General features: G+C 70.5%; 1 protein-coding gene. It reads right to left on the reverse strand.

Going from position 1 to position 1,460, the window contains the following annotated elements:
* The coding region (locus ACZ4FV_RS52325) for an acyl carrier protein (protein WP_465328533.1) at positions 1-1,460 on the reverse strand (1,460 nt) is incomplete at both ends.

Raw genomic sequence — 1,460 nt, forward strand, 5'->3', positions numbered from 1 at the left:
GAGCCGCGGAGTACGGCGACGACCGGGTGGCCGTTGCGTTGGGCGTCGGAGAGGCGTTCGAGCAGGAGCAGGCCGACGCCCTCGCCCCAGCCGGTGCCGTTGGCGGTCGAGGAGAATGCCTTGCAGCGGCCGTCGGGCGACAACGCCCGCTGCCGACTGAACTCGACGAAGGTCAACGGGGTGGCCATGACGGTGACGCCACCGGCGAGCGCCAGCGAGCATTCACCGTTCCGGAGTGCCTGGGAGGCGAGGTGGATCGCGACGAGGGAGGACGAGCACGCGGTGTCCACCGTCACCGCCGGACCCTCGAACCCGAACGTGTAGGCCACCCGACCGGTGGCGACGCTCCCCGCGCTGCCGTTGCCGATGTAGCCCTCGAAGCCGTCCGGCGCGTTCAGATGCAGGCGTGAGCCGTAGTCGTTGTACATGACACCGGCGAACACACCGGTTCGGCTCCCCCGTACGGAGGCCGCGTCGATCCCGGCCCGTTCGAAGGCCTCCCACGCGGTCTCCAGGAGCAGCCGTTGTTGTGGGTCGGTGGCCAGTGCCTCGCGCGGGCTGATGCCGAAGAACTCCGGATCGAACCGTGCCGCGTCGTACAGGAATCCGCCCTGACGCGTGTAGCTGGTGTTCGAGCGCTGCAGGTCGGGGTCGTACAGAGTCTCCAGATCCCAGCCGCGCTCGGTCGGGAACTCGCCGATGGCGTCGGTGCCTTCGGCGACCAGTCGCCACAGGTCCTCGGGCGTGCGGACGCCGCCCGGGTAGCGGCAGCTCATCGCCACGATCGCGATCGGCTCATCCGGGCTCACCGTCGCGCGGGTGGGCGTAGTGGGTACGCGTGCGCCGGGTCGGTCCGACAGTTCGCGACCGAGGTGGGCGGCCAGCGCGCTCGGCGTCGGGTGGTCGAAGACGAGTGTGGCGGTCAGTCGCAGGCCCGTCGCGGTGCTGAGGCGATTGCGCAGCTCGACTGCCGTGAGCGAGTCGAAGCCCAGGTCTTTGAAAGGGCGTTCGGCGTCCACCGTGTCCGGACTCGGATGGCCCAGCACACCGGCCACCTGCCCGCGGACCAGTTCCAGAAGCGTCCGGGTCCGGTCCGTTTCGGCGAGTCCGGCGAGCCGCTCGACCCAAGTCGAGGCGTGCGCAGATCCGCCCAGAGAGCCTGCCGCCTGTGCACGACGGCCGGAGGCGCGGATCAGGTCACGAAGGACGGCGGGAGTGTTTCCGGCGTCGGCCTGGTCGCGCAGTGCGCGGGAGTCGAAGGCGGTCGGCACCGCCGTCGGTTGGGTCAGGAGCAAGGCCCGGTCGAGCAGATCCAGCCCGTGCGCGGTGCTCAACGGCGCGAGGCCGGAGCGCCGGATCCGGCTGCGGTCGGTGGCGTCGAGCGTGTCGGTGATTCCGCTGGTTTCGGTCCAGAGTCCCCAGGCGAGTGAGGTGGCGGGTTGGTGGTGGGTGTGTCGGTG

It is taken from the genome of Embleya sp. NPDC025285 (genome assembly GCF_055558835.1).